The 24,584-nt window shown below is 67.3% G+C and carries 25 protein-coding genes; 5 read left to right on the forward strand and 20 right to left on the reverse strand.

Annotated features, from left to right (window positions below):
• Positions 1–198 precede the first annotated feature (198 nt).
• From AC5P7E_RS09860 to AC5P7E_RS09895, 8 genes are all read right to left on the reverse strand, one after another.
• Entirely contained in the window at positions 199–2,619 is a 2,421-nt protein-coding gene (locus tag AC5P7E_RS09860; RefSeq protein WP_114618624.1) for a TonB-dependent receptor domain-containing protein, read from the reverse strand.
• 145 nt (positions 2,620–2,764) lie between these two features.
• Positions 2,765–3,166, reverse strand: coding sequence for a hypothetical protein (locus tag AC5P7E_RS09865; RefSeq protein WP_111193269.1), 402 nt, complete (start codon positions 3,164–3,166; stop codon positions 2,765–2,767).
• Between the two features lie 164 nt (positions 3,167–3,330).
• Positions 3,331–4,008, reverse strand: a complete 678-nt coding sequence (locus tag AC5P7E_RS09870) for a Fe2+-dependent dioxygenase (protein WP_012510312.1) — start codon at positions 4,006–4,008, stop codon at positions 3,331–3,333.
• A gap of 10 nt (positions 4,009–4,018) precedes the next feature.
• On the reverse strand, positions 4,019–4,738 hold the full coding sequence (locus AC5P7E_RS09875) for a tetratricopeptide repeat protein (protein WP_087803694.1): 720 nt from the start codon (positions 4,736–4,738) through the stop codon (positions 4,019–4,021).
• Positions 4,739–4,806: 68 nt separating this feature from the next.
• Positions 4,807–7,113, reverse strand: a complete 2,307-nt coding sequence (locus AC5P7E_RS09880; protein ID WP_005408426.1) for a TonB-dependent receptor — start codon at positions 7,111–7,113, stop codon at positions 4,807–4,809.
• A gap of 151 nt (positions 7,114–7,264) precedes the next feature.
• On the reverse strand, positions 7,265–7,669 hold the full coding sequence (locus AC5P7E_RS09885; RefSeq protein ID WP_005408427.1) for a hypothetical protein: 405 nt from the start codon (positions 7,667–7,669) through the stop codon (positions 7,265–7,267).
• 200 nt (positions 7,670–7,869) lie between these two features.
• On the reverse strand, positions 7,870–8,202 hold the full coding sequence (locus AC5P7E_RS09890; protein WP_005408428.1) for a non-heme iron oxygenase ferredoxin subunit: 333 nt from the start codon (positions 8,200–8,202) through the stop codon (positions 7,870–7,872).
• Positions 8,199–8,738, reverse strand: a complete 540-nt coding sequence (locus AC5P7E_RS09895) for a GNAT family N-acetyltransferase (RefSeq protein WP_005408429.1) — start codon at positions 8,736–8,738, stop codon at positions 8,199–8,201. Before AC5P7E_RS09895 ends, AC5P7E_RS09890 begins: the two co-directional genes overlap by 4 nt.
• A 207-nt stretch (positions 8,739–8,945) precedes the next feature.
• On the opposite strand from AC5P7E_RS09895, the gene AC5P7E_RS09900 reads away from it, so the two are divergent.
• On the forward strand, positions 8,946–9,596 hold the full coding sequence (locus AC5P7E_RS09900; protein WP_060380430.1) for a transposase: 651 nt from the start codon (positions 8,946–8,948) through the stop codon (positions 9,594–9,596).
• A 141-nt stretch (positions 9,597–9,737) separates the two neighbouring features.
• Here AC5P7E_RS09900 and AC5P7E_RS09905 read toward each other — a convergent pair whose 3' ends face one another.
• The 6 genes from AC5P7E_RS09905 to AC5P7E_RS09930 are packed head-to-tail and all read right to left on the reverse strand — an operon-like array spanning position 9,738 to position 15,369.
• Positions 9,738–10,994, reverse strand: a complete 1,257-nt coding sequence (locus AC5P7E_RS09905; protein ID WP_010483557.1) for a cysteine desulfurase — start codon at positions 10,992–10,994, stop codon at positions 9,738–9,740.
• On the reverse strand, positions 10,991–12,253 hold the full coding sequence (sufD, locus tag AC5P7E_RS09910) for a Fe-S cluster assembly protein SufD (RefSeq protein ID WP_049459146.1): 1,263 nt from the start codon (positions 12,251–12,253) through the stop codon (positions 10,991–10,993). The genes AC5P7E_RS09905 and sufD overlap by 4 nt, the downstream gene beginning before the upstream one ends.
• Positions 12,253–13,017 carry a Fe-S cluster assembly ATPase SufC gene (sufC, locus tag AC5P7E_RS09915; protein WP_024958766.1) on the reverse strand — a complete coding sequence of 255 codons (765 nt, stop codon included), beginning with the start codon at positions 13,015–13,017 and terminating at the stop codon, positions 12,253–12,255. Before sufC ends, sufD begins: the two co-directional genes overlap by 1 nt.
• 2 nt (positions 13,018–13,019) lie before the next feature.
• On the reverse strand, positions 13,020–13,424 hold the full coding sequence (locus AC5P7E_RS09920) for a hypothetical protein (RefSeq protein WP_005408434.1): 405 nt from the start codon (positions 13,422–13,424) through the stop codon (positions 13,020–13,022).
• Positions 13,421–14,896 (reverse strand): Fe-S cluster assembly protein SufB, encoded by a 1,476-nt coding sequence (gene sufB / locus AC5P7E_RS09925; RefSeq protein WP_005408435.1) that lies wholly within the window; start codon positions 14,894–14,896, stop codon positions 13,421–13,423. The genes AC5P7E_RS09920 and sufB overlap by 4 nt, the downstream gene beginning before the upstream one ends.
• A gap of 17 nt (positions 14,897–14,913) precedes the next feature.
• Complete coding sequence (locus AC5P7E_RS09930) at positions 14,914–15,369, reverse strand: SUF system Fe-S cluster assembly regulator (protein WP_005408436.1); 456 nt, start codon at positions 15,367–15,369, stop codon at positions 14,914–14,916.
• A 208-nt stretch (positions 15,370–15,577) separates the two neighbouring features.
• Here AC5P7E_RS09930 and AC5P7E_RS09935 point away from each other — a divergent pair, with 208 nt between their 5' ends.
• Positions 15,578–16,045: an SET domain-containing protein gene (locus AC5P7E_RS09935; protein ID WP_012479369.1), complete on the forward strand. Its 468-nt coding sequence runs from the start codon at positions 15,578–15,580 to the stop codon at positions 16,043–16,045.
• 162 nt (positions 16,046–16,207) lie between these two features.
• Positions 16,208–16,750, forward strand: coding sequence for a type 1 glutamine amidotransferase domain-containing protein (locus AC5P7E_RS09940; RefSeq protein ID WP_024956948.1), 543 nt, complete (start codon positions 16,208–16,210; stop codon positions 16,748–16,750).
• Positions 16,751–16,788: 38 nt separating this feature from the next.
• On the opposite strand, the gene AC5P7E_RS09945 is transcribed toward AC5P7E_RS09940, so the two are convergent.
• The 4 genes from AC5P7E_RS09945 to AC5P7E_RS09960 all read right to left on the reverse strand — a co-directional run bounded on the left by AC5P7E_RS09945 (position 16,789) and on the right by AC5P7E_RS09960 (position 19,052).
• Positions 16,789–17,385 carry a YceB family lipoprotein gene (locus AC5P7E_RS09945; protein WP_005408439.1) on the reverse strand — a complete coding sequence of 199 codons (597 nt, stop codon included), beginning with the start codon at positions 17,383–17,385 and terminating at the stop codon, positions 16,789–16,791.
• A gap of 82 nt (positions 17,386–17,467) precedes the next feature.
• Positions 17,468–17,998 carry a hypothetical protein gene (locus AC5P7E_RS09950; protein WP_005408440.1) on the reverse strand — a complete coding sequence of 177 codons (531 nt, stop codon included), beginning with the start codon at positions 17,996–17,998 and terminating at the stop codon, positions 17,468–17,470.
• Positions 17,999–18,049: 51 nt separating this feature from the next.
• Positions 18,050–18,358, reverse strand: coding sequence for a DUF3861 family protein (locus AC5P7E_RS09955; RefSeq protein ID WP_005408441.1), 309 nt, complete (start codon positions 18,356–18,358; stop codon positions 18,050–18,052).
• A 295-nt stretch (positions 18,359–18,653) separates the two neighbouring features.
• Entirely contained in the window at positions 18,654–19,052 is a 399-nt protein-coding gene (locus tag AC5P7E_RS09960; protein WP_005408442.1) for an HU family DNA-binding protein, read from the reverse strand.
• Between the two features lie 372 nt (positions 19,053–19,424).
• Between AC5P7E_RS09960 and AC5P7E_RS09965 the strand changes: the two genes are divergently transcribed.
• Positions 19,425–19,856 (forward strand): OsmC family protein, encoded by a 432-nt coding sequence (locus AC5P7E_RS09965; RefSeq protein WP_005408443.1) that lies wholly within the window; start codon positions 19,425–19,427, stop codon positions 19,854–19,856.
• 158 nt (positions 19,857–20,014) lie between these two features.
• On the opposite strand, the gene AC5P7E_RS09970 is transcribed toward AC5P7E_RS09965, so the two are convergent.
• A complete protein-coding gene (locus AC5P7E_RS09970; RefSeq protein ID WP_114618514.1) occupies positions 20,015–20,893 on the reverse strand; it encodes a PhzF family phenazine biosynthesis protein in 879 nt (292 codons plus the stop codon).
• 131 nt (positions 20,894–21,024) lie between these two features.
• The gene (locus tag AC5P7E_RS09975) at positions 21,025–21,897 is read right to left on the reverse strand and encodes a PhzF family phenazine biosynthesis protein (RefSeq protein ID WP_114618515.1); all 873 of its coding nucleotides are present in this window, start codon (positions 21,895–21,897) and stop codon (positions 21,025–21,027) included.
• A gap of 75 nt (positions 21,898–21,972) precedes the next feature.
• Between AC5P7E_RS09975 and AC5P7E_RS09980 the strand changes: the two genes are divergently transcribed.
• A complete protein-coding gene (locus tag AC5P7E_RS09980) occupies positions 21,973–24,567 on the forward strand; it encodes a bifunctional aspartate kinase/diaminopimelate decarboxylase (protein ID WP_329761744.1) in 2,595 nt (864 codons plus the stop codon).
• The last annotated feature ends 17 nt before the right edge of the window (positions 24,568–24,584 follow it).

The raw sequence follows: 24,584 nt of genomic DNA on the forward strand, positions 1-24,584 counted from the left end.
GCAGGGTTCGAGGCGGACGGGGACTGCCCATTACATCATTGATGAGAATAGCTCGCAATTGCGTGTCGTTCTGTATCCCTGGAGCAGGTCTGGCGGGTTGCCGGCCAGCGGCCGGCACTACCGATCAGTAGAGCCACGCCATGCGTGGATGAAGCGGTGCCGACCAAGGTCGGCACCCACCGGGGCAGGGCGCGGCGATCAGAACTTCGCGTTCAACGAAATCCAGTAGCTGCGGCGCTGGTCCTTGGTCGCGTAGTCATCCACGCAGCTGAACTCGCTGGGATTGAGCAGCAGGCACGACTGTGAAACGAAGTCCTTGTCGAACAGGTTGTTGACCCGTGCATTGACCGTCAGCCACGGCGTAGCCTTCCAGCTGCCCCCAAGGTGAAAGATCGTGTAGTCCTCGTAATAGCGCACGTGGCGGGTGCCGGCACTGTCGATGAGGGTGTCGCGATAGCGGTCGTAGCGGCCTTCGCCGATCAGCGACAGGCTGATCGCTTCGTTGATCTGCCAGTTGAGGCTGGCGTTGGCCATGTGCTTTGCCGGCGTGGTGCCTGAGATCGGGCGTCCCTTGTCGGGGCCGCTGGTCTGCTCGCTCCTGGTCCAGGTGTAGTTGCCGCGCAGCTGCAGGGTGTCGAGCAGGTCGACATGACCGGCCAGTTCCGCGCCGCGGGTCTCGGCCTTGTCGATGTTCACGCTCTGGGTGAAGGTGCTGTAGCCTAGTGCTGCCCAGCCTGGGCCGATGTCCACGCAGTAGCCGCTGCCGGCGCGCGCCACTTCGCAGTTCGGGAACGTTCCGCCGCTGGCGATCTTGTCTTCGAACGTGTTGAAGAAGCCGGTGACGTTGAAGCCCCAGCGCTGGCCTTCGTAGTAGGCGGCCAGCTCGTAGTTGGTGCTGGTTTCAGGCTTGAGGTTCGGGGAACCGACCAGAGGCAGCACGCCCTGGCCACCAAAGCCGGTGATGCCCGGGAACAACTGGTCCGGTCGCGGGGTCTTGTAGCCGGTGCTGACGCCACCCTTGAAGGTCCACGCATCGCTGGCGTTCCACACCAGGTAGCCACGCGGACTGACGTGGCTGCCGAACACGTTGTGGTCGTCGTAGCGCAGGCCGAAGGTAGCGGTGAGGGTATCGGTCAGCGCCCAGTTGTCCTCGGCGAACAGCGCCCACATGCGGTGCTTCTGCCTGGTGTTGCTGCGATAACCGGCGCCATCCATGCCGAACACGCCGTCGATCATGTCGGTGTCGTTGTACTGGCCGCCGACGGTCAGCTTGTGCGCGCCGAAGTCGAGGTCGAGCATCGTGTCGAGCACGTAGCCTTCCAGTTCCATGGTGCGCAGCGGACGCGGCAGGAACGCCTGCAGGCGCGCCATCTCGCTCGGGTTGAGCGCGGCCAGGGCATTGCCACGGCCGGCCGCACAGTTGTTGGCGGCACCGGTGCGGCGGCAGACGTCATTCCACAGCGTCTGCAGGTTGGCGCGCTCGTCCAGGGTCAGCGGCAGCGAACGACCCAGGTTGCTGCTCTTGCTGTGGGTCAGCGAGGTCTGCCAGGTGCCGAAGCTGTAGCGGCCCTGGTGGGTCAGCGATACCTGGTCACGCTCATAGCGCTGGTAGGCGGTGTAGCCCACGCGCGGCTGCACCACGCGGCGGGTGACGGTGCCGCTGCCGTTCGGGTTGGGGATGACCGCATTGCCGATGCGCCACAGGCTGGCCAAGCTGTCCAGCGTGCCGGTCTGGCCTTCGCTGTTGTCGTACTTCTGCCGCGACACGTCGTAGTCCAGCCACAGTTCGTGGTCATCGTTGACCCGGAAGTCCAGGCGCACGCCGGTATTCCAGTTGGTGTTGGCCACTGACTTGCCACCGCCGCCGAAGCCGATGCTGCGCTCCCACAGGCTGCCGTCGGGCAGGGTCAGTGCGTCCCACTCCGGATTGGAGGCCTTGGCGTCGTAGTAGCTGCCGCGCACCGCCAGGCTGAGGCGGTCCTTCAGCAGCGGGCCGCTGAGATACAGGTCGGTGGTGCGCGCATCACCGAACTGGTCGTCCTGCTGCACGGTGAAGCCCTGGGTCACGGCGCCGTGCCAGCTGTCCTGGTTGCGTCGGGTGATGATGTTGATCACGCCACCCATCGCGTCCGAGCCGTACAGCGTGGACATCGGGCCGCGCACGACTTCGATGCGCTCGATCGCGTCCAGCGGCGGCAGGTAGGCGAACTGGCCGCCACCGAAATTGTTCGGGTACAGCTGGCCGACATTGCTCTGGCGGCGGCCGTCGATCAGCACCAGGGTGTATTCGGACGGCAGGCCGCGCATGGAGATGGTGGCGCGGCCGTTCTTGTCGGTGGCCTCCAGGCCGACGTCGATGCCCTCGACGTCGCGCAGCGCGTCGACCAGGTTGGTGTAGGGGCGCTTGCTGAGTTCTTCGCGGCTGACCACGCTGATGCTGGCCGGTGCATCGATCACCTTCTGCTCGAAGCCGGAGGCGGTGACCACCACCTTGTCCAGCGTCTGTGGCGCGCCGGAAGCGTCACCGTAGGCGAAGGCAGGGGCGGTCATGGCCGCCAGCACGGCGCTGGTCAGCAGGGTACGGGACAGGGACGAACGGACACGATGGCGCTGGGCCATGGCAGTAACCTCGAAGGATGCAGGGTGGTGCGATGCCAGGCGCGAACGGCGCGGCATGCACGGGAGGCCCGGTCAGGGGCGGCAGGGATGAAGCAGGCAGCGGCGCGCGGACACGACCGCGCAGGCGGTCACGCGGGGCCGTGAATCAGGCGAGCGGCGGCGCCTGGCCGCGTTGCTGGCGGCGCCCGGGCGCATCGGCCCAGGGCGTGTCCGGAGCGGCCAGCGGCCAGTCCGGGCGCACGCCGGGCATGGCCGGCGTAGCGGGTACAAGTTCCAGCTCGGAGCGCAGCCACTGGCTGGCCAGCAGCAACGGCGGGCGTGCCTTCTCGGCTGATTTCACCGGAGCGGCAGCACAGCGGCGCAGCTTGGCCGGTTCCTCTTCCTGCAAGGTGCCTTCGCCACCGCGCTCTTCCAGCGGCATCTGCACGGCCATTCCGGCCTGGCCGTGTGGAAGCAGCGGCAGGGTGCCCAGCAGCAGGGCCAGCATCGCCACCCACGCCAGCAGGCTGGCCAGCGCAGGACGCTGGCCGCGCATGGCGGTGCCCATCTTGCGATGGATGAGTGGACGAGGGCGAAGCGGGCGCAGCAAGCAGGGGTCCCCAGGGCTCTGCCGGCAGCGGCCGGCATCAACGGGGCGTGATTGTAATGAGAGCTGTTAGCTGTTGCAAATGAGAATGATTGCCAAGATGTCGCGGGCCAGCCGGACGGGGCTCAGACCTCGCTCCAGCGCCGCAGCAGGTTGTGGTACACGCCGGTCAGCTGCAGCACCGCCTCGGCGTCGCCGCCGGTCTGCCGCAGGCGCTCGATCGAGCCGTCCATTTCCCATAGCAGGCGGCGCTGCACATCGTCGCGGACCATGCTCTGCACCCAGAAGAACGAGGCCACGCGCGCGCCGGCGGTGACGGGGCGCACCTGGTGCAGGCTGCTGGACGGGTACACGATCAGGTCGCCGGCGGGCAGCTTCACTTCGTGCTCGCCGTAGGTGTCGCTGATGATCAGTTCGCCGCCCTCGTACTCGTCCGGCGCCGACAGGAACAGGGTGCAGGAAATGTCCGAACGCAGCTGTTCGCCGTTGGCCAGGTTCATCACCGCGCCATCAACATGGAAGCCATAGGTGCCGCCACCGCTGTAGCGGTTGAAGCGCGGCGGCAGGTATTTCAGCGGCAGCGCGGCGCTGAAGAACAGCGGGTGCCGGGCCAGTGCGACGAGGATGATCTCGCCCAGTTCGCGACGCAGCGGTGAGGCCTCGGGCAGCTGCTGGTTGTGCTTGGCCTGCGCGCCCAGATGGCCGACGGTTTCGCGGCCATCGGTCCAGTCGGCGGCATCCAGTCGGCGGCGAAAGTCGGCCACCTGGTCGGCGCTGAGAATGTCGGGGATGTGCAGCAGCATGCGGGACTCCTCAGAGGGACGGCGGCGCGACCAGGGCGCGGACCTGTGGATGCGGCGACGCGGCCAGTTCGGGCACGATGTGCGCCATGAACGCCGGGCTGCCGTGGGCCAGTGCGAGCCGCAGCCAGTGCACGGCCTGCTCGACCTGGCCGGCCTGCAGCAGGATCGAGGCGTAGTTCGCCTGGCCGCGGAAATCACCGGCTTCGGCCGCGCGCTGGTACCAGGCCAGCGCTGCCTGCGGATCGGGTGCGGTATCCAGCCCGTCTTCGAGGTGGCGGGCCAGCAGGTTCATCGATTTGGCATGGCCCAGGTGTGCGGCACGGGTGTACAGGGCCAGTGCCTGTGCGCGGTCCTGGGTCACGCCGCGGCCGGTGGCCAGCAGGTTGGCCAGGTTGTACAGGCCCCAGTCCAGCCCGGTGTCGGCCGCGCGCCGGTACCACACCGCGGCGAGTGTCGGGTCGGGGGCGGTGCCCTGGCCCAGTTCGTGGCAGCGGCCCAGCATGTTCATCGCCATCGGCGCGCCGTTGTTGGCGGCGGTTTCGTACCAGAGCCGTGCCGCCGAGGCGTCCTGTGTGGTGCCTTTGCCTTCCATGTGCATCTGCGCGAGCAGCAGTTGTGCCTCGACCTGCCCGGCCTGCGCGGCGTCGCGCACGCGTGCGAAGGCAGCCTGCGGATCGTGCTGCAGCAGCGCGGCCAGAGCATCGCTGTCGATGGGGGTACGGGTTGCCATGGGGTGAGTATCGCCGGAAACAAAAACGGCGGCAGGAGAGACTGCCGCCGTGGTGGAGCGCAGTTACATCAGAACTTCACGTTCAGTGCCAGGGTGGCCGAGCGACCCGGGGCGATGCTCGCGTAGTGCGAGGCATAGGCCTTGGTGAAGTAGGTCTTGTCGGTCAGGTTCTGCACGTTGAGCTGCAGGCTGATGTTGTCCTGGATCGCGTAGCTGGCCATCGCGTCGAAGCGGGTGTAGCTGGCAATCCACTTGGTGTTGGCGACGTCACCGTACTGCTTGTCCGAGTAGAACGCACCGGCGCCGATGGTCAGGCCGATCGGGAAGCGGTAGGTGGTCCACAGGTTGGCGCTGTGCTTGGCGGTGTTCGGGAACTCGTTGCCGTTGTTCGGCGACGGCACGTAGACGTTGGACGGGCAGGTGCGGCCCACCGGTGCGCCACAGACGAAACCGTTGTCCTTCAGTTCCGAGTCCAGGTAGGTGTAGCCGCCGTACAGGCTCCAGGCATCGGTCAGCTGGCCGGTGAAGCCCAGCTCGAAGCCGTTGATTTCCTTCTTGCCGGCGTTCTGGCTGGTGCCATTGTCGATGGTCACGCGTGCGTTGTTCATCACGGTGTGGAAGATCGCGGCAGTCAGGTTCAGGCGCTTGTCGAACAGGTCCCACTTGGTGCCCAGCTCGAGGTTCCTGGTGTCCTGCGGCTTGAGGTCGGCCACGGCGGCGCTCAGGCCGTCCGAACCGTCGCCACCGTCCATGCCCGGCGGGGTCGAGGAGGTGCCCCAGGACAGGTAGATGCTGCCGTTGGCGGCCGGCTTGAACACCACGCCGGCCTGGTAGTTCAGGAAGTCGTTGCTGTTGCGCACGCGGGTCGGTGCCTTGCCGGCCACCGGAGTGGTCAGGGTGGTACGGAAGTCGTCGTAGCGAAGGCCGAGGTTGATCATCCACTGCTCATTGAGCTCGATGGTGTCGAACACGTAGGCCGAGGTGGTCTTGGTGCGCTGCTCGACGTCCAGTGCCTTGTCGCTGCGATAGACGATCTGACCGGCCGCCCACGGATCGTTCGGGTTCGGATTGTTGAAGTCGGTGCAGTTGTAGCCGGTGGCCGCGCCGGACACCTGGCAGCGAGTGCTGTTGGCGCTGTTTTCAAGGGGATTGGCGGTGCCCGGCGACATCAGGTAGCTGCCACGGGTCATCTTCTCGTCGCTGTACTCCACGCCCGCGCTGTAGCTGTGCTTGAGCGCGCCGGTCTGGAACGCACCGGTCAGGCCCAGCTGGTCGGCGAAGCTCTTGACGTCGACCGCACGGGTGTTGGTGCGACGCCACAAGGTGCCGTACAGGTTGGGGTTGCCCTTGCTGTCGTCCGGCTGGGTCCACAGGTAGTCGTTGCTGGTGTTGCCCAGGCGCGCGATGTTGCGCAGCTTGTGGCCACCGAAGTCGTAGCTGGCATCCAGGGTGCTGATGTCGGCGCGGGTGCGCTGGAAATCACGGTCGACCAGGCCGTAGTAGTTGTTGCGGTCCGGCACCATCGGCCGGCCATCGCCGTTCTTGGCCACGTTCGGGCCGCTGGAGAACGGATTGCTGTAGGGGAAGCCACCCGCGTCCGGCAGGTCATCGCTCTGCATGTGGTAGTGGCTGGCGATCAGCTGCGCCGGTCCGTTCAGGCCGAACGCGATCGACGGCGCGATGCCCCAGCGGCTGACGTTGGCGGCGTCGCGGCCGGCGATGTCCGATTCGTGCTTCATCAGGTTCAGGCGGGCGGCGATGCCATCCCCCAGCACGTAGTTGGCGTCCACGGTGCCGCGCGCGTAGCTGTCGGTGCCGATGCCCATGCTGGCGCTGGTCTCGTTCTTCAGCTTCGGCGTCTTGCTCACCAGGTTCAGGCTGCCACCACCGGAGTCACGGCCGCCGTAGGCCGAGCTCGGGCCCTTGACCACTTCCACCTGCTCCAGGTCGAAGATCTCGCGGGTCTGCGAGCCGACGTCGCGCAGTCCGTCGACGAACACGTTGCTCTGCGAATCGAAGCCACGGATGAAGGGGCGGTCACCGGTCGGGTTGCCGCCTTCGCCGGCACCGAAGGTGATGCCCGGCACCATGCGCAGCGCATCCTGCAGGTTGGTCGCACCGGTTTCGGCGATCAGCTTCTCCGACACGATCGACACCGACTTCGGGGTGTCCAGCAGCTCGGCGGTGAACTTCGGCGAGGACGGGTTGAACCAGCTGCCGCGCACCTGCACCTTGTCCAGCTCGGTGGCGTTGCGGGAACCGGCGTCGGCGCCGTCGGCAGCCTGCGCAGCCAGCGGAGCAAAGCCCGCGGCCAGGGTGGCGGTGGCGAGCAGGGAAACGCGCGGGGCGTGCTTGCGGGACGTGATGTGGGTCATGGCGGTGGGTAGTGGCTTGGATCGGGAAAGGGCGAGCGCGAGCCGGCGCAGATGGGCATGCGGCGACAGGCGGGAGGTGGGTGCTGTAGAGCCGAGCCAGGCTCGGCTGGCGGGAACGCAATCAGGCGCACGGCAACGGCCGCAGGGCGCCTCAGCTGGCGTGCGGTGCGGGCGGTGCGTGGCCGGGGTTCAACCGCAGCGCGGGATCATGCAACTGCCAGCGCAGGGCATCGGAGCGCCACAGCGGGATACGCGCGACCAGAGCGGCGCGTGCAGGGACCAGACCGGTGCAGGGCGAGGTGCCCTCGCCATCAAACGGAGGCTCCGGTGCTGGTGCGGCGTGCTGCGGGCATTCGTCGGCTGGCGGTTGCGGCAGCGGCATCGCCTGCAGCAGATCTTCAGCGTGTGCCTGCCAGCCATGCGCAGCCGGATCGCCGCCACGCCCTTCGTGCAAGGCCGACCAGCCCAGCAGCAACGTCAGCAGCACGGCCACGAGCAGTGGCCACCCTTGGCGGGCGAGCTGGCACAGCGTGGCGGTGGGCGCGGGCGAAGCCATGGCGCAGGGGCGATGTCGTTACGAAGATGTTACGTAGAATAACATCAACGATAATGATTCGCATATGCGCAATCGGGTTGCCGATCTGGATGGCCTGGAAGGGCCCTGGAGGGCCCCTCAGTGCACTCCAGTGGATCACCCCATGGGTGGATGCTCTCCCGCGAGGCGCCCTCTGGGGGCTCTCCGGGCCCAGCGCCGCCTCAATCCCGGTCGTCGCGGGTCCAGATCGCGTCGTGCTCGCGCTTCACCGGGAACTTGGGCACAGGGCTGTAGGCCGGGGCGCACAGGGCGCGGCCATCGCGCACGTCGAAGCGCGCGCCGTGCAGCACGCACTCCACGCTGCCTTCGGTCGTGTTGAACTCGCCCGAGGACAGTTCGAACTCTTCATGCGTGCACTGGTCTTCCAGTGCGTACAGCTCGCCGTCGAGGTTGAATACCACGATCGGCGTGCCGGTCACTTCGTCGAACACGCTCTTCATTTCACCCGGCAGCAGCTCGTTGCCGGCACAGACAAAGGTCCAGGCCTCACTCACGCGGCGGCTCCGTTCAGCGGCTTTTCCAGGATCTCGAAGCGCAGGTCGTCGCGCTTCGGGATGCCGAAGCGTTCGTCGCCATACGGGAACGGCTTCTTGATGCCGGTACGGCTGTAGCCGCGGCGCTCGTAGAAGGCGATCAGCTCGTCGCGCACGTCGATGACGGTCATCTGCATCACCGGTACGTTCCATTCGCGCGCGGCGTGTGCTTCGGCGGCATCCATCAGCTGCTTGCCGACGCCGCCGCCCTGCTGGGCCGGATCGACCGAGAACATGCCGAAGTAGCCCTTGCCGTCGACATCGGCGACGTGGGCGCAGGCCACCAGCTGGTCCCCGCGCTCGGCCAGCAGGATGGTCGAGCGCGGGCGGTCGAGGTCGGCCTGGATGCCTTCGGCGTCGATGCGGGCGCCATCCAGCAGGTCGGCTTCGGTGGTCCAGCCGACGCGGCTGGCGTCGCCACGGTAGGCCGAGGTGACGAGGGCGATCAGGGCGGGGATGTCGGCCGGCGTGGCGGCGCGGAAGGTCAGAGTGCTCATGGCCCCATTCTAGGTGGGGCGTGGGCGGGCGCAAATGGGGGGAGGGGGCAGATCCCTTTCGCAACGCGGAAGAGCTCTGCCCCCGGCGTCTACTGACCCAACGGCAGGCCATGGACCGACTGGCACGGGCGCGGAATCGGCAGATGCTCGGGGTCAGATCCCTTTGCGCAGCGAAGGGCTCTGACCCTCTGTTACCAGGAGCTGCCCATGCCGAGGCCACGACGGGTCGATGCGCCCGGATACCCGCAACATGTCGTCCAGCGCGGCAACAATCGCCAGCCCGTGTTCTTCACCGATGGCGACCGCGCCGCCTACCTTCGCCTGCTGTGTCATCACGCGCACCAGCAGCATTGCCGGGTTCACGCCTATGTGTTGATGGGCAACCACGTCCATCTTCTGGCAACGCCTGATGCATCCGGCGGGTTGTCCCGGATGATGCAGGCCGTGAGCCGGGCCTACGTACGTCGGGTGAATGATCGGCAGGGCCGCACCGGCACGTTATGGGAGGGGCGCTTCCACTCCACGGTGGTGGATTCGGATCGCTATCTGCTGGCCTGCCAGCGCTACATAGAGCTCAACCCGGTTCGGGCGGGGAAGGTGGCGCATCCCGGCGACTATCGTTGGTCCAGCTATCGCGCCAATGCGCGTGGCAGGCCCAATGCGCTGCTCGAGCCGCATTCGGCATTCGAGCTGATGGGTTCTGATGCGGATGAACGGCGCAGGCGCTATGTGGAGTTCATCGAGGCGGGCATTCCGGCGGGGGATCTGCTGGCGATCCGGCGGGCATTGCAGTCGCAACGGCGGCTGTCGGGAATGCTGGTGGGGTCAGAGCCCTTTCGCATCGCGAAAGGGATCTGACCCCGGTGTGCTACGGGCGGTATGCCGGGTTCATCTGGTCGCGATCCGGCGGGCATTGCAGTCGCAACGGCGGCTGTCGGGAATGCTGATGGGGTCAGAGCCCTTTCGCATCGCGAAAGGGATCTGACCCGGTGTGCCGGCTCAGCCCAACAGCTTCCGTACCTTGGTCAGCGCGGTCATGAACCGCTCGATCTCGGCGTGCGTGTTGTAGAACGCCAGCGAGGCACGGCAGGTTGCCGCCACGCCGAAGTACTGCAGCAGCGGGTGCGCGCAGTGCTGGCCTGACCGCACGGCCACGCCTTCCAGGTCGAGCAGGGTTGCCAGGTCGTGGGCATGCGCGCCGTCGATCAGGAACGAGACCACGGCGGCCTTCTCCGGTGCTTCGCCGATGATGCGCAGACCGTCGACGCGGCGCAGCTCTTCGGTGAAATGCGCCAGCAGTTCAGCCTCGCGTGCCTCCACGTTCTCCTGGCCAAGCTGCTGCAGGTAGTCGGCGGCCACGCCCAGGCCGATGAAGCCGGCGATGTTCGGGGTGCCGGCTTCGAACTTGTGCGGGGCATCGTTGAACACGGTGCCGTCGAAGCTGACTTCCTTGATCATCTCGCCGCCGCCAAGGAACGGCGGCATCGCATCCAGGTGCTCGCGGCGCGCCCACAGCGCACCGGTGCCGGTCGGACCACACATTTTGTGGCCGGTGATGGCGTAGAAGTCACAGCCGATCGCGGCCACGTCGACCTTGCGGTGCGGCACGGCCTGCGAGCCATCAACCACGGTGATGATGCCGCGCTTGCGCGCTTCACGGCAGATCTCGCGCACCGGGTTGACCGTGCCCAGCACGTTGGACACGTGGGTGACCGCCAGCAGCTTGACCTCCGGGGTCATTGCCGCGCGCAGCGCATCCAGATCGAGTGCGCCGTCAGGCGTGATCTCGGCCACGCGGATGGTGGCGCCGGTACGCTGTGCGACCAGCTGCCACGGCACGATGTTGGCGTGGTGTTCCATGCGCGTGATCAGGATCACGTCGCCGGCCTTCAATCGCGGCAGGGCCCACGAATACGCCACCAGGTTGATGGCGAAAGTAGTGCCGCTGCACAGCACCAGGTCGCTGGGGCGCACGTTGAGGAAGCGTGCCAGCGTGTTGCGCGCGCCTTCGTAGGCGTCGGTGGCTTCGCTGCCGAGCGCGTGCACCGCGCGGCTGACATTGGCGTTGTAACGGCGGTAGAACTCGTCCACCGCGCCGATCACCTGCACCGGCTTCTGGCCGGTGTTGGCATTGTCGAAATAGACCAGCGGCTTGCCGTGCACTTCACGCATCAGCAGCGGGAAGTCGAGGCGGACGCGATCCCAATCGGGCGCGCCGGTGCGTTCTTCGATCGGGCGCGGGGTGGACAGGTTCATGCCACACCCGCTTCGGCCAGGGCCTTGTCCAAACGGCGTGCCAGCTGCTCGCGCAGGGCTTCCGGCAGGATCTTCAGCGGCTCGTGGCAGAACGCGGCGCTCAGCAGTGCCTGCGCCTGTGCCTGCGGCAGGCCGCGCGAGCGCAGGTAGAACAGCGCGTTGGCATCGAGCTGGCCGACGGTGGCGCCATGCGCGGCCTTCACTTCATCGGCGTCGATGACCAGCGTCGGCTGGGTATCGATCTCGGCGTCGGCCGACAGCAGCAGGTTCTTGTTGGACAGGTTCGCATCGGTGCCGTCGGCGCCTTCGCGGATCTGGATGCCACCATGGAACACCACGCGGCTGCGGTTGGCGGCAACGCCACGCCACAGCAGCTCGCAACTCGTATCGCGCGCGATGTGGTCGATGCCCAGGCGGGTCTCGACGTGGCGTCGGCCATTGCCGAGCAGTACGCCGTTCGCGGTCAGCTGGGCGTTGTCGCCTTCCAGGCGCACGTTCAGTTCGTGGCGGCTGAGTGCTGCGCCCAGTTCCAGGTCGACGCGGTGGTACTGTGCGTCGCGGGCCAGCACCGCGTCGGTACGCAGGAAGCTGGTCTGGCGCGCGCTGCCGGCCTGCACGCGGGCGTGCTTGAGCACGGCATCGCGGGCGACATGGGCGTGCAGCACGGTGTTGTCCAGGTGCGCCGAATCGCCGACGCTGAGGCGGTGCTCGACCACGCCCAGGCTGGCGCCGGCACGCAGTTCGATCAGGTGGCGGTGGTGCCAGGCCAGGTCGGTATCGCCGGCGACGCTGGCGAACACCAGCTGTAGCGGCGCTTCCACCTGCACGCCTTCGTCCACGCGCATCACCACGCCTTCATCGGCCAGCGCGGCATTCAGGCGGGCGAAGATCTCTTCGCTGCGCTCGTAGCGGCGGCCAAGGAAACGCACGGCGTCTTCGCCGGAGGCCAGTGCGGCCGACAGCGGCTGCAGCTGCACGCCGGCCGGCAGGCTCTGCACATCGCTCAGCGCGGCATCCAGACGGCCGTTGACGAACACCAGGCGCGGTGCCGGGATGTCCTCCAGCAGCGCGGCGTCCAGCGCCGGGCCCTGCAGCGGTGCAGCCGCGAACGCACGGCGTTCCAGCTGGCGCAGCGAGGTGTACTTCCAGGCTTCGTTGCGCGCGGCCGGCAGGCCGTCACGCAGGGCCGCGTCCAGCACTTCGCGGCGCGCGTCGCTGCCGCAGAAGGCCTGGGCCATGGAGTCGAGCAGGGCGCTCATCAGACCGCCGCCTCGCGCACCACGCGATCCTTGAGGAAATCGTAGCCGTGCGCTTCCAGTTCCAGCGCCAGTTCCGGGCCACCGGTCTTGACGATGCGGCCATCGGCCAGCACGTGCACCACGTCCGGCTTGATGTAGTCCAGCAGGCGCTGGTAGTGGGTGATGACCAGGAACGAACGGTCAGCGGCACGCAGCGCGTTGACGCCGTCGGCCACGCTCTTCAGCGCGTCGATGTCCAGGCCCGAATCGGTTTCGTCCAGGATCGCCAGCTTCGGCTCGAGCACGGCCAGCTGGAAGATCTCGTTGCGCTTCTTCTCGCCACCGGAAAAGCCTTCGTTGACGCCACGGTGCAGCAGTTCGTCCTTCAGGTGCAGCACGGCCAGCTTCTGGCGCACCAGCTTGAGGAACTGCATGGAATCGAGTTCCTCCTCACCGCGTGCCTTGCGCTGGGCGTTCAGTGCCGCGCGCAGGAAGTAGGTGTTGTTCACGCCCGGGATCTCCACCGGGTACTGGAACGCCAGGAACAGGCCGGCGGCGGCGCGCGCTTCCGGGTCCTGCTCCAGCAGGTCGACGCCGTCGAACTGCACGCTGCCTTCGGTCACTTCATAGCCGTCGCGGCCTGCCAGGACATTGCCCAGGGTGGACTTGCCGGCGCCGTTGGGGCCCATGATGGCGTGCACCTGGCCGGGCTTAACATCCAGCGACAGGCCCTTGAGGATTTCCTTGTCGCCGATGCGGGCGTGGAGGTTTTCGATCTTCAGCATGGTCATGGCTTGGTAGGTTTCGGGGCTGCGGGGGCGATGCGGACGATCTGCACCGTGCCGTTGCCGGGCTGCCCAGGTTGAGCGGGGAGGGCGGAGAAAACCACGATGATCTCTTCACCGGGTTCTTGCAGGCAGGAGACTGCGAGGGAGGCCTGTCGGATGGATTCGGCAGCGGCGCGATCCAGCTCACGGTTGCCCGAGCTCAGGCGAGCCCGGATCGCGCCGAAGCTGCCGTCCTGCCCCGTTGTCAGCACTATCGAAAATTCTTTCGGCGCGGAGATGACCGTGCTGGCGGGCAATCTGACCGGGGTGGCACCCACCAGGTCTTCGGGGGTGCAGGACGCGTTGGCCAGGGCCCAGGGCGAAAGGCCCAGCAGCAACAGTGCGGGCAAAGACGTACGCATCATCCGACGCTTCCTTCCAGCGAGACTTCCAGCAGCTTCTTGGCCTCCACCGCGAACTCCATCGGCAGTTCGCGGAACACCTGCTTGCAGAAGCCGTCGACGATCATCGACACCGCGTCTTCCTGGCTGATGCCACGGGCGCGGCAGTAGAACAGCTGGTCGTCGGAAATCTTCGAGGTGGTGGCCTCGTGTTCGACGGTGGCGCCCGGGTTCTTCACCTCGATGTAGGGGAAGGTGTGTGCGCCACACTGCTTGCCGATCAGCAGCGAATCGCACTGGGTGTAGTTGCGCGCGCCATCGGCGTTGCGGTCCACCCGCACCAGGCCGCGGTAGGTGTTCTGGCCACGGCCGGCACTGATGCCCTTGCTGACGATCTTGCTCTTGGTGCGCTTGCCGACGTGGATCATCTTGGTGCCGGTGTCCGCCTGCTGGCGGTGATGGGTCAGCGCCACGGAGTGGAACTCACCGACCGAGTCGTCGCCGAGCAGCACGCAGGACGGGTACTTCCAGGTTATCGCCGAACCGGTTTCGACCTGGGTCCAGGTGACCTTGCTGCGCGCGCCACGGCATTCGGCACGCTTGGTGACGAAGTTGTAGATGCCGCCGACGCCGTTCTCGTCGCCCGGGTACCAGTTCTGCACGGTGGAGTACTTGATCTCCGCGTCTTCCAGCGCGACCAGCTCGACCACCGCTGCGTGCAGCTGGTTCTCGTCGCGCATCGGCGCGGTGCAGCCTTCCAGGTAGGACACGTAGGCCTTGTCCTCGCACACGATCAGGGTGCGCTCGAACTGGCCGGTGTGGCCGGCATTGATGCGGAAGTAGGTGCTCAGTTCCATCGGGCAACGCACGCCCTTGGGAATGAACACGAAGCTGCCATCGGAGAACACCGCCGAATTGAGCGCGGCGAAGTAGTTGTCGCCTACCGGCACCACGGTGCCCAGGTACTGGCGGACCAGTTCCGGATGTTCCTTGATGGCCTCGGACATCGAGCAGAAGATGATGCCCTTCTCGGCCAGTTCCTTGCGGAACGTGGTACCGACGGACACCGAGTCGAACACCGCGTCCACCGCCACGCCTGCCAGCTTGGCACGCTCGTGCAGCGGCACGCCCAGCTTGTCGTAGGTGTCGAGCAGTTCCTTTGGCACGTCATCCAGCGAGGCGTACTTCGGGCCCTTGGGCGCGGAGTAGTAGCTGAGCGCCTGCAGGTCGATCGGCGCGATCTCCAGCTTGGCCCAGTCCGGCATCGGCATGGTCAGGAAGTGGCGGTAGGCGTCCAGGCGCCACTGCGTCATCCACTCCGGCTCGTCCTTCTTGGCCGACAGGGCACGGATGGTGTCCTCGTCCAGGCCCGGCGGCAGGGAGTCCGATTCGATCTCGGTGATGAAGCCGGCCGAATACTTGCGGCCGAGCTGCTCGTGGATCTCGCGGTTGGGGGTGTCGTCGTGGGCGACGTTTTCGATGGTTTCGGTGGCCATGGGGGGCTGCCTGTGGATCAGGAGACGACGTCGACAGCGATGGTGCGGCGCTGCTCGTCATCGGCAAGGGGAAGAGGGGGCAGGATCTGGGCGAGGGTGACATCGCGCAGGGCCTCGGAGACCACGTCGTTGATCAGCCGCCAGCTGCTGCGCGCGCCGCACTTGGGCGCCATGCCGCACTGGTGGTGGTCGTGGCTGCATTCGGTCAGGGCCAATGGCCCTTCCATCGCTTCGACCACTTCGAACAGCGAGATCTCGATGGCCGGGCGGGTCAGGCGGTAGCCGCCACGGACACCGCGCAGGCCTTCGACCAGGCCGGCCTGGGCCAGCGGCTTGAGCACCTTGCTGACGGTGGGCGGCTCCAGGCCGGTGAATTCGGCCAGCTCAGTGGCACTGAGCACCTCGCCCGGACGGGCGGCAAGCACGGTCAGCACCACGGTGGCGTAATCGGTGAGCTTGGTGACACGCAACATGGGAATGCGAGCGGTTCTTAAAGCGGACTGAAATTGTACGCTTTTATTCGCCGGCATCCAACCCGGGCATTCAGCCGGCGCTGGGACGGACCGGGACGACGCACCGGGGCCACCGCCGGGGCGCCATGCTGCGCCAACGGGGTGATTTTCGCAATCACCCGGAATGGGCGAGAATCCCGGTTCCATCCGCTGCAAACAGCCCGTGCCGATGCCGAAGAAGATCCAAGCCCGCAAGTCCGCCATCCATGGCAACGGCGTGTTCGCCGTGGCCCCGATCAAGCAGGGCGAGCGCGTGATCCAGTACAAGGGCCTGCTGCGCAGCCACGGCGACGTTGATGCCGATGACAGCGGCGACGTTGAAAGCGGCCACACCTTCCTGTTCACCCTCAACGATGACTGGGTGATCGATGCCAACTACAAGGGCAACGATGCGCGCTGGATCAACCACAGCTGCGACCCGAACTGCGAGGCGGTGATCGAGGAAGACGAGGACGGTGACAGCCGTGGCGACAAGGTGTTCATCGAGGCGCTGCGTGACATCAAGGCCGGCGAAGAGCTGACCTACAACTACGGCATCACCCTGGCCGAGCGTCACACCGCCAAGCTGAAGAAGATCTGGGAGTGCCGCTGCGGCTCGCCCAAGTGCACCGGCACCATGCTGCAGCCCAAGCGCTGACCGGTACCGGGTAGTGCCGGCCGCTGGCCGGCAAGGCGCAATCCAGGTGCCGGCCAGCGGCCGGCACCACCCGGAGGCTCTCCACCTGCCGTGCACGACAGGGTCACCGCCGTGCAAGGGCCGTTCTTCCATTCTGTCGGCACCCCCAACCGGAGTGCACCCATGGCAGAAAGATTGAAGGGCAAGCAGATTGCCATCCTTGCCACCCACGGCTTTGAACAGTCCGAACTGACCGAACCCAAGCGTCTGCTGGAAGCCGAAGGCGCGCGCGTCAGCGTCGTGTCGCCTGCAAAGGAGGCGACGATCAAGGGCTGGAAAGAGAAGAACTGGGGCGACGCCGTTGCAGTGGATATTCCGCTGGATGAGGCCGATCCGGCCAGCTTCGATGCCCTGGTGCTGCCGGGAGGGGTCATCAATCCGGACACGCTGCGTACCGACGAGGCTGTACTCGGCTTCGTCCGCGCAGTAGACGAAGCCGGCAAGCCTGTGGCGGCGATCTGCCATGGCCCGTGGCTGCTGATCAACAGTGGCCTCGCCGATGGCCGCGAGCTGACGTCCTGGCCGTCCCTGCAGCAGGATCTGACCAATGCGGGGGCGAACTGGCGCGATGCCGAGGTCGTGGTCGACGGCAACGTGATCACCAGCCGCAAGCCGGACGACATCCCAGCCTTCAGTGAGGCGGTGGTCAAGGCACTCGCCGCCTGATGCGCTGCCGGTAGTGCCGGCCGCTGGCCGGCACCACCTTACTTGCCCAGCACGCCTGCCGGCACCAGGTTGCCCAGGTTCTGGTTGAAGGTGACCACCAGCTTGCCGTTCTTCACCTGTGCCGATTGCACCTGCAGCGCGCCAAGCACGCCGGCCACGGCCGGGTCCAGCTTGTAGATCGGCTCCCGCTGGGCGTAGTCGCTCAGCCAGGCGTTGAGCAGGCCACGGGTACGGGAGTCGAGACGACCGCCCTGGTTGGCCGGTGTGAAGTCATCCACGCTCGGCTGCTGCAGGTGGAATCCCTGGGTCTGCGCGTCGTAGCGCAGGCCGCTGCTGAGCTTCACCGTACCCAGTTTGGCCGGATTGCCACCGGCAGTGGCCAGTGCCACGTCCATGCCAAGGTTCAAGCGCTCGCCGGCCGGGAGGCTCAGCTGGGGGTGGCTCATGGTGAGGGCGATCAGTCCGCCCAACGCGTCCTGGGTGCGCGGGAAGCTGCCATCGAGATACTGCTGCACATCGCTGGCGCCGACCGACAGTTCGCGGCCGGAAATGGAAGGGGCGGCCTGCGCGCCGATCGCGGCGGCGATCAGCACGGTGGAGGCGGCGAGGCGGGTCATCAGGGAACGCAGGCGCATGGCGGTGACCGCTGGACTGGGAAAGGATGGAGGAAAGAGTAGCCGGGACGGCTGAATCGCGCGTGCATGCCGCTGCAATGGTTCAGTCCAGCGTTGGCCGCAGTTGCGCCGACTGGATCTGCCAGCCGCGGCCATCAGCACTGGGCTGCACGCGGTACCAGCCGCCGAAGCGGAAGGTGCCTTGGGTGGTGACCGCGCGGATCCGCACCGGCACCTCCAGCAGCTTGGGAGGATGCTGGCCGTCGCGTGCCACCGGGGGCTCGCTGTCCAGCCGCAGCGTACGCACGCCCTGCAGCTGGCGTATGGCAGCGTCATCTGCGCGGTGCGGGTCGGCCGGTGGAATCGCCCATGCCGCGTCGCTGGCGCTGCGGTTGCGGTTGAGCAGCGCGATCACGTAGCGGTTGAGCATCACCGATGGTGGTTGGGCGTCGGCAGCGACTGCAGCGAACAGCGGATCGATCGCCGGTGTCTGCAGGGACGCCGCTTCGGTGCCGGCGATGCCCTGCGTTCCGGCGCTGGCGACAGCCGGCGCTGGCGCAACATCGGGCGCTGCCGCAGGCCTGGAGCAGCCGAGCAGCGCCAGGGGCGCGATCAGGAAAAGCGTCCTGCGCATGCCTCCTCCCCGAGGCGATGTGGGGGAGACAGTGTATCGGCTGCGCGGGAATCAGCGGGAGGAGGGCAACTGCTCCAGCGCATCCAGTGCCGGCAGCACCTGCCCGGCAATGGCGGCCAACGCATGTCCATCGGTCTCTGCGTGGCGCTGCACGATGTCGCGCAGCAGCTGGGTGGCGATCACCAGGGTCGCGCGTTCATCACCGCTGATGCCAGCGGTGCGTGGCGCCGCTTCCAGCAGGCGCATCAGGTCGCGGCTGGCGCGATGTTCCAGTTCGATGGTGCAGCGCCCGGTGCACTGCAACCCGTCCTTTTCGATGGGGGTCACCGAGATCCGGTAGCGGGTGGAGGGGCTGGCCATGAGGGGATGCTCGCCGTAGCTGTGGAGGATGTGCCCACCTTAGGCAAGGCCGTGCCCGGCGGCGATGGCCGGGGCTGCACGCAGTGTTCCACCCGGTACGTTCCAGGGCCTGCCCAGGCCGCGCCTGGCTAATGGCGACGGGCTTGAACGGGGATTTTCCAGTATGCGGCAACGCTGTGTTGCGGATGCCCCGGGGCAGCGCATCCACGCGTGGCGTGGACCTGCTGCCGGGAACGTGCAAAAGAAAACGGGACGGCCAGAGCCGTCCCGTCGGAATCCGCGTTGGGGCGCGCGCTTACAGCGCGGCGTCCTTCAGCTTCTTCAGCGGACGCACCTTCAGCTTGGTGGTGGCCGGCTTGGCAGCGAACCACTGCTCTTCCTTGGTGAACGGGTTGATGCCCTTGCGCTTCGGCTTGGCCGGCACATTGACGGTGGTGATCTTCAGCAGGCCCGGCAGGGTGAAGGAGCCAGCGCCCTTCTTGTGCACCGAGGAGGCAACGGCGCTTTCCAGCGAGGCCAGCACAGCGCGGACGTCCTTGGCGACGACGCCGGAGGCTTCAGCGATGTGTGCAACCAGGCCGGACTTGGTCAGCACTTCCTTGATCGGCTTCGGAGCGGCCGGCTTGGCGGCTGCCTTCGTCGCGACTTTCTTCACTGCCTTCTTCGGGGCAGCCTTCTTAGCGGTCTTTGCCATGGTTTCCTGTTCCGTGAACGGTTGGTTGTTTGGTCGGCGCCGAACCCCGTCGGCAAGCGCAATGTAGGGCAACTCTTGGGCGCCGCCAATAGCCCGAAGCGCGGAAAGTGCATGTTTTTTCATATCCAGGCCGATTCAGTACATGGCGCGCCGTGGGGGACGGGGGTGTGGCAACGCGCGCTACGGCCCACGCCCGCCCATCGGCGGAATGCGCGAAACCACTGAAAACAAGAGAAAAATGCGTTTCCGGCTGGTGAGAAAGTGTCCACGCGCCGGGTTCGGAAGGCGACCTGCGGCGTGCGGCGGAGCGACGCAGGGCTAACGCCTCCCGTGCGAGGGTGACCGTTCATCACCGTCACGCAGGAGCAGCACATGGGAATCTCGCGACACGCTACCGCGCACTGGGAAGGCGATCTGAAGTCGGGCAAGGGGCAGCTGAGCACGCCGCAGAGCGGGCTGCTGGACAAGACACGCTACGGCTTCAACAGCCGTTTCGGCGACGAAAAGGGCACCAATCCGGAAGAGCTCATCGCTGCTGCGCACGCCGGTTGCTTCACCATGGCGCTGTCGGCCAAGCTCGGCGAAGCCGGCTTTACCCCGACCTCGCTGGATACCGAAGCCAAGGTAGATCTGTCATTGGAGGGCGGCCCGCAGCTGTCGCAGATCCGGCTGAAGGTGAAGGCAGTGGTGCCGGGTATCGACGCGACGCAGTTCCGTGCGATTGCCGATGACGCCAAGCAGAACTGCCCGGTGTCCAAGGCGCTGAGCGCGGTGCCGATCAGCCTGGAAGCCGAGCTGGGCTGAGGGTAGTGCCGGCCGCTGGCCGGCAACCGCATGATGTCGAGGTCCAGGTAACAGCCGGCCAGCGTTATGGCCGCCTTCCTGGCCGCCACCCTCCGGGCCGTCGCGTCCGACGTTGGCAGCGGCTCCTGCCGCTGCCTTCGGCTCCACCTCGATGGTGTTTACCAATCGATGGTGCCGCTGATCACCGTCTGCACCTGGCCGCCCGACCAGACCTCGCCGTCCTGGTCGACCAGCAGGGTCAGGCGCGCGTCATGGCCGACTTCGCGGCCCTGGCTGACTTCAAATGGCGTCCGTCCACGCGGCAGCGCGTCACGCAGGTCCAGCCACGCGGCCAGCACCGCATTGGCCGCACCCGAGGCGGCGTCCTCGAAGCGGCGTCCATTGCCGACGAAGGCACGTACCGCCAGGTCGAAACCCTCGCTGCCATCGCTGAAGGCATAGGCGAACACGCCCATGCTGTCGGTGGATTCAGCCAGTGCGGCCACTGCATCCCAGTCTGGCTGCAGCGCGCGCAATGCGGCCTCGTCGGCCACCTGCACCACCCACCAGCTGCGGCCGCCCTGCATGCGTGCCGGCGGCAGTGTGCCCAGCGGCCAGTCCTTCAGCGCGGCCTGCAGGCGCGGATCGGTGGCCTCAGCGGTTTCGGCCAGCTGCGCGCGCGGGGTGCGGATGGCGATGCGCTGCTGCGTACCCTCACCGCTGACGCGCAGCGGCAGGGCACCGGCAATGCCGTCCTGCACCAGCACGCCGTCGACCGCTGCGGCCAGGCCCGCCTGCAGCACCGCGTGCGCGGTACCGACGCTGGGATGGCCCGCGAACGGTACTTCCTTCTGCGGGCTGAACATGCGCAATCGATAGCTGGCGCCCGGCACCTGCGGCGGGAACACGAAGGTGGTTTCGGGCAGGCGCGTCCAGCGCGCGATGGCCTGCATGCTGGCGTCGTCCAGGCCCTCGGCATCGAGTACCACGGCCAGCGGATTGCCAGCGCCGGCGCGCGGGGAGAACACGTCCAGCTGCAGGAAACGGCGGGTGGACATCAGGCGGCACTCCAGTAAACAGGCCGCATAGCGTAGCGCGGGGCACCAAAAAGGGGACGGAGGGAATTAAGTCGCTTTTGCCCCATGTGCCATAAGCGACTTAATTCCCTCCGTCCCCTTTTTTCCGTGGGCTACCAGCGGATGCTGCCGTCGATCACGCACTGCACCTGGCCGCCGATCCACACCGTGCCCTGCGCATCGACCTGCACCTGCACGCGACCATCGCGGCCGACTTCGCGGCCCTGACTGGCGGCGTAGCGGCCTTCGCGGCCGGGCAGGGCATCGCGCTGGCGCAGCCAGGCACCGATCAGCGCATTGGCGCTGCCGGTCACTGGATCCTCGGGCACGGCGGCTGCATCAGCGGGGCAGAAGGCGCGCACCACCCGGGTGTGGTCGTCGCCGGCCTCGTCGGCGAACACGGCCACACCGGTCGCGTCGGTGGCGAGGCTCCAGTCGGCCAGCGTGGCCATGTCCGGCACAAGGTTGCGTACGGCGGCGGCGTCGCGCAGCGGCAACAGCCACCAGCGTGCGCCGTTGTCCCACAGTTCGGGCACGTGCCCGCTGTCGGCCAGCGCCAGCAGCGCTTCGGGCGCTCCGTCGGCCGCTGTGTCCAGTCGCCGCGCCGGTGGGCTGGCCAGCTGGATCTGCAGTGCCTCGGCCGGGCCGCTGACCCGTACCGGCAGCAACCCCGCCGCACATTGCTGCAGCAGGGCACCGTCGTGCGGTTGCGCCAGGCCGCAGGTCACCGCCGCCCAGGCGGCGCCGACGCTGGGGTGGCCGGCGAAGGCCAGCTCGCGGGTCGGGGTGAAGATGCGGATGTGGTAGTCGGCGCCCGGCGTGCTGGGGCGCAGGAAGAACACCGTCTCGGACAGGTTCAGCCAGGCGGCCAGGGCCTGCATCTGGCTGCTGGAGAGCCCGTCGGCGTCCAGGATGACGCCCAGCGGGTTGCCGGTGCCGGGGCGGGGGGCGAAGACATCGAGCTGCAGGTAACGGAGGACGGCCATCTACGGGGATATTGCGCTTAGAATCAAAGGTTCCGCCCCCGAGGGCGGCTTCCCCACATTCTACATAGCCAATCCATGTCAGCTTCCCCCCTTGTCGATCGTTGGATCGTACTGAAGTTCGGCGGCACCTCGGTGTCGCGTCGTCACCGCTGGGACACGATCGGGAAGCTGGCGAAAAAACGCGCGGAAGAGACCGGCTCGCGCGTGCTGGTGGTGGTGTCGGCGCTGTCCGGGGTCACCAACGAACTGACCGCGATCGCCGATGGCGCGCCCGACAGCCGGGACCGCGTGGCGGCGCTGGTCGAACGCCACGAGGCCTTCCTGGTTGAACTCGGCCTGGGCCGCGAGGTGCTGGCCGATCGCCTCGCCGCGCTGCAGGGCCTGCTCGACGATGCGCGTGCAGCCACCCGTCCGCTCGACTGGCAGGCCGAAGTGCTGGGCCAGGGCGAGCTGCTGTCCTCCACCCTGGGTGCGGCCTACCTGCACGCGTCGGGCCTGGACATGGGCTGGATGGATGCCCGCCAGTGGCTGGACGCGATGCCGCCGCAGCCGAACCAGAGCGACTGGTCGCAGCGCCTGTCGGTGAACTGCCAGTGGCGCGCCGACGCGGAATGGGTGCAGCGCTTCCGCGCGCAGCCGACCCGCCTGCTGATCACCCAGGGCTTCATCTCGCGGCACGCCGATGGCGGTACCGCCATCCTCGGCCGCGGCGGCTCGGATACCTCGGCGGCGTACTTCGGCGCGTTGCTGGGTGCCAGCCGGGTGGAGATCTGGACCGATGTGCCGGGCATGTTCAGCGCCAATCCGAAGGATGTGCCGGACGCGCGCTTGCTGACCCGCCTGGACTATTACGAGGCGCAGGAAATCGCCACCACCGGCGCCAAGGTGCTGCACCCGCGCTCGATCAAGCCGTGCCGCGATGCCGGCGTGCCGATGGCCATCCTCGATACCGAGCGCCCGGAACTGCCCGGCACCAGCATCGATGGCAGCGCCGCGCCGGTACCAGGGGTGAAGGCGATCAGCCGCCGCAACGGCATCGTGCTGGTGTCGATGGAAGGCATCGGCATGTGGCAGCAGGTCGGTTTCCTGGCCGATGTGTTCAACCTGTTCAAGAAGCACGGCCTGTCGGTGGACCTGATCGGTTCGGCCGAAACCAACGTCACCGTGTCGCTGGATCCGTCCGAGAACCTGGTCAATACCGATGTGCTGGCCGCGCTGTCGGCCGACCTGTCGCAGATCTGCAAGGTGAAGGTGATCGTGCCGTGTGCGGCGATCACTCTGGTGGGCCGTGGCATGCGTTCGCTGCTGCACAAGCTGTCGGACGTGTGGGCGACCTTCGGCCGCGAGCGCGTGCACATGATCTCGCAGTCGTCCAACGACCTGAACCTGACCTTCGTCATCGACGAGGCCGATGCCGATGGCCTGCTGCCGGTGCTGCACGCCGAGCTGATCGACAGCGGCGCGATGCCGGTGGAAGAGACCGAAGTGTTCGGCCCGCGCTGGCGCGAGATCGCCGGCACCGTGCGCCCGCGTGGCACGCCGTGGTGGCGCGGCCAGCGTGCGCACCTGCTGCAGCTGGCCGATGCCGGTACGCCGCGCTACGTCTACCACCTGCCGACCGTGGGCGCCCGCGCCCGCGCGCTGGCCGCGATCAAGCCGATCGACCAGCGCTACTACGCGATCAAGGCCAACAGCCACCCGGCCATCCTGCAGCTGCTGGAAGCCGAGGGCTTCGGCCTGGAATGCGTGTCGCATGGCGAGCTGAAGCACGTGTTCCAGCACCTGCCGGAACTGTCGCCCAAGCGCGTGCTGTTCACCCCCAGCTTCTGCCCGCGCAGCGAATACGAAGCCGCATTCGCGCTGGGCGTGACGGTGACGGTCGACAACGTCGAAGCACTGCAGCGCTGGCCGGACCTGTTCCGCAACCGCGAGCTGTGGCTGCGCGTCGACCTGGGCCGTGGCGAAGGCCACCACGCCAAGGTCCGTACCGGTGGCAAGGAGTCCAAGTTCGGCCTGCCGATCGCCCGTGTCGACGAGTTCGTGCGCGCAGCCACCGATCTGGGCAGCCGCGTGGTCGGCCTGCACGCGCACCTCGGCAGCGGCGTGGAGACCGCGCAGCACTGGCGCCTGATGTGCGATGAGCTGGCAGGTTTCGCCCGCCGCATCGGCAGCGTGCAGACCATCGACATCGGCGGCGGCCTGCCGATTCCGTATTCCGCCGAGGACGAGCCGTTCGACCTGGATGCCTGGGCCGAGGGCCTGGCCGAGGTCAAGGCGCTGCATCCGGCGTTCCGCCTGGCGATCGAGCCGGGCCGCTACCTGGTGGCCGAATCCGGCGTGCTGCTGACCCACGCCACCCAGGTGGTGGAAAAGGACGGCGTGCGCCGCGTCGGCCTGGATGCCGGCATGAACGCACTGATGCGCCCGGCCCTGTACGACGCCTGGCACGACATCGAGAACCTCAGCCGCCAGGGTGGGTATGCCGAGGCGGCGTTCGATGTGGTCGGCCCGATCTGCGAATCCAGCGATGTGTTCGGCAAGCGCCGCAAGCTGCCGGTGTCGACTGCGCCGGACGACGTGATGCTGATCGCCGATGCCGGCGCCTACGGCTATTCGATGGCCAACACCTACAACCAGCGGATGCTGCCGCGCGAAGACGTGATCGAATGATCGCCGCGCGCGCCCTG

The organism is Stenotrophomonas sp. YJH_SMC_25, from assembly GCF_059369595.1.

What these genes read in the sequence shown, in the direction of transcription:
- AC5P7E_RS09875 (WP_087803694.1), bottom strand. Translation starts at nt 4,738, where the DNA reads ATGGCAACCCGTACCCCCATCGACAGCGATGCTCTGGCCGCGCTGCTG.
- AC5P7E_RS09945 (WP_005408439.1), bottom strand. Translation starts at nt 17,385, where the DNA reads ATGCGCCTGCGTTCCCTGATGACCCGCCTCGCCGCCTCCACCGTGCTG.
- AC5P7E_RS09885 (WP_005408427.1), bottom strand. Translation starts at nt 7,669, where the DNA reads ATGGCTTCGCCCGCGCCCACCGCCACGCTGTGCCAGCTCGCCCGCCAA.
- AC5P7E_RS09960 (WP_005408442.1), bottom strand. Translation starts at nt 19,052, where the DNA reads ATGGCAAAGACCGCTAAGAAGGCTGCCCCGAAGAAGGCAGTGAAGAAA.
- AC5P7E_RS09975 (WP_114618515.1), bottom strand. Translation starts at nt 21,897, where the DNA reads ATGGCCGTCCTCCGTTACCTGCAGCTCGATGTCTTCGCCCCCCGCCCC.
- AC5P7E_RS09930 (WP_005408436.1), bottom strand. Translation starts at nt 15,369, where the DNA reads ATGTTGCGTGTCACCAAGCTCACCGATTACGCCACCGTGGTGCTGACC.
- AC5P7E_RS09980 (WP_329761744.1), top strand. Translation starts at nt 21,973, where the DNA reads ATGTCAGCTTCCCCCCTTGTCGATCGTTGGATCGTACTGAAGTTCGGC.
- AC5P7E_RS09860 (WP_114618624.1), bottom strand. Translation starts at nt 2,619, where the DNA reads ATGGCCCAGCGCCATCGTGTCCGTTCGTCCCTGTCCCGTACCCTGCTG.
- AC5P7E_RS09880 (WP_005408426.1), bottom strand. Translation starts at nt 7,113, where the DNA reads ATGACCCACATCACGTCCCGCAAGCACGCCCCGCGCGTTTCCCTGCTC.
- AC5P7E_RS09870 (WP_012510312.1), bottom strand. Translation starts at nt 4,008, where the DNA reads ATGCTGCTGCACATCCCCGACATTCTCAGCGCCGACCAGGTGGCCGAC.
- AC5P7E_RS09940 (WP_024956948.1), top strand. Translation starts at nt 16,208, where the DNA reads ATGGCAGAAAGATTGAAGGGCAAGCAGATTGCCATCCTTGCCACCCAC.
- AC5P7E_RS09970 (WP_114618514.1), bottom strand. Translation starts at nt 20,893, where the DNA reads ATGTCCACCCGCCGTTTCCTGCAGCTGGACGTGTTCTCCCCGCGCGCC.
- AC5P7E_RS09865 (WP_111193269.1), bottom strand. Translation starts at nt 3,166, where the DNA reads ATGGGCACCGCCATGCGCGGCCAGCGTCCTGCGCTGGCCAGCCTGCTG.
- AC5P7E_RS09935 (WP_012479369.1), top strand. Translation starts at nt 15,578, where the DNA reads ATGCCGAAGAAGATCCAAGCCCGCAAGTCCGCCATCCATGGCAACGGC.
- AC5P7E_RS09950 (WP_005408440.1), bottom strand. Translation starts at nt 17,998, where the DNA reads ATGCGCAGGACGCTTTTCCTGATCGCGCCCCTGGCGCTGCTCGGCTGC.
- AC5P7E_RS09920 (WP_005408434.1), bottom strand. Translation starts at nt 13,424, where the DNA reads ATGATGCGTACGTCTTTGCCCGCACTGTTGCTGCTGGGCCTTTCGCCC.
- AC5P7E_RS09955 (WP_005408441.1), bottom strand. Translation starts at nt 18,358, where the DNA reads ATGGCCAGCCCCTCCACCCGCTACCGGATCTCGGTGACCCCCATCGAA.
- sufB (WP_005408435.1), bottom strand. Translation starts at nt 14,896, where the DNA reads ATGGCCACCGAAACCATCGAAAACGTCGCCCACGACGACACCCCCAAC.
- sufD (WP_049459146.1), bottom strand. Translation starts at nt 12,253, where the DNA reads ATGAGCGCCCTGCTCGACTCCATGGCCCAGGCCTTCTGCGGCAGCGAC.
- sufC (WP_024958766.1), bottom strand. Translation starts at nt 13,017, where the DNA reads ATGCTGAAGATCGAAAACCTCCACGCCCGCATCGGCGACAAGGAAATC.
- AC5P7E_RS09895 (WP_005408429.1), bottom strand. Translation starts at nt 8,738, where the DNA reads ATGAGCACTCTGACCTTCCGCGCCGCCACGCCGGCCGACATCCCCGCC.
- AC5P7E_RS09905 (WP_010483557.1), bottom strand. Translation starts at nt 10,994, where the DNA reads ATGAACCTGTCCACCCCGCGCCCGATCGAAGAACGCACCGGCGCGCCC.
- AC5P7E_RS09965 (WP_005408443.1), top strand. Translation starts at nt 19,425, where the DNA reads ATGGGAATCTCGCGACACGCTACCGCGCACTGGGAAGGCGATCTGAAG.
- AC5P7E_RS09900 (WP_060380430.1), top strand. Translation starts at nt 8,946, where the DNA reads ATGCCGAGGCCACGACGGGTCGATGCGCCCGGATACCCGCAACATGTC.